The 1,299-nt window shown below is 59.0% G+C and carries 1 protein-coding gene; it reads right to left on the bottom strand.

Annotated elements, in window-relative coordinates:
- Positions 1-289: 289 nt before the first annotated feature.
- The coding region (locus PFRI_RS03045) for a tyrosine-type recombinase/integrase (RefSeq protein WP_245812239.1) at positions 290-1,299 on the bottom strand (1,010 nt) is incomplete at its 5' end.

The following is a 1,299-nucleotide window of genomic DNA, read 5'->3' as shown; positions in this document are numbered from 1 at the left end:
AGCAACCGCCCAAAACCTCCGGAAACTCGCTAAGCTCAAGCCGATGGGACCAGCCGCAGGGTGAAAGGCAGGGTGGTTACGACCAGCCAAATGAAATCAACGTAATCACCAGCATCAATGGGCCAAAAACAACGAGTTTTTCAACACAATCGGCTCAAAGCCTCCGTTAGCTGCAATTTAAACCAATGTTTGCATTGGCTCCAACTTTTTCCCTTCCACAAAAAAATAGTCGCCATACCCCCGCCCGACCACCCGCGAAGGGCAGCCGGACGGGGGGGATCACAACGCCTCAGCCCACAGGCAACCTAATCCCCTCGACAATCTCCCGCTTCTGCGCATCAGATATACCCGCTGAGTAGAGCCCATAGGTAAGCTTATTGGCGGACCTTGCCGAGTGATGCCCGACGAGGGTGGCTGTGAAGTGCTCAGGGACACCTGTGCGCTCACACTGGGTGATGAACCACTTTCGGGTAGAGTGGAACACAGTCCCGTGCAGCTCAGGATGACGTCTGCGCAGGTTGGCGTAGCGCTTCACAACCTTGTCCACGCTGAGGTTCGGGAACAGCCTACCAGACTTTGGAAGAGCGGTATCCAACAGCTGCTCAAGAACCCCATGCAGCGGCACCTCCCGCTCAGCTGCCTTGGACTTCAGCAATCTTACCGCGTTAGGCCTAATGCTGACAAACCGCCCCAGGTTGCCCTTGGCTGTGACGTCCTCCGCCATCAGTCCACAGAGCTCACCAGAGCGCATGCCTGTCAGCAAGCCGAACAAGAGTGCACTGTGCAGCACCCTGTCCTCGGCCCCCAGCAACACACTGACCTGTTCATCCGTCAGCACCCCATGGGGATGAACCTCAGGCCGGTCTTTGACCTTGAGGGCCTCCCAGGGGTTGGCTCCCAGCTCCCCCTCACCAACACACCAGTCAAGGAACTGGGACATCTGCTTGAGGATACGGGCCTGGGTCTGGGGTGCCAGCGTGGTGGTCTCGTGCTCCTGGGAGAGCGTTGCAAGCTCCGCCAAGGCTGCCCCCTTCCCCTCCCTGTACTTGCGCACGTTGGGAGAGAGCCGGGTGATGTAGCCGAGCACCTCTTTGCCCTGTGCTTGGGTCAGCGCTCCCACCTGCTCACCCCCCAGATGCGAGGTCAGCAGTGACAGCGCAAAGCGCACGGACTTGTAACTGCCAGGACGTAGCCGCTGAGAGGCTTCTGTGAGGTAAGCCTGAGCAAGCTCGCTGATTAGCCCGTCACCCACAAGACGAGCACGCTGATATCGAGGGCGACCCACAGCCAGTCGAGGAC

It is taken from the genome of Planktotalea frisia (assembly GCF_001890925.1).
GTDB lineage: Bacteria > Pseudomonadota > Alphaproteobacteria > Rhodobacterales > Rhodobacteraceae > Planktotalea > Planktotalea frisia.
The sequence above is the reverse complement of the archived record's forward strand: the minus strand, read 5'-3'. Positions and strand labels throughout refer to the sequence as shown.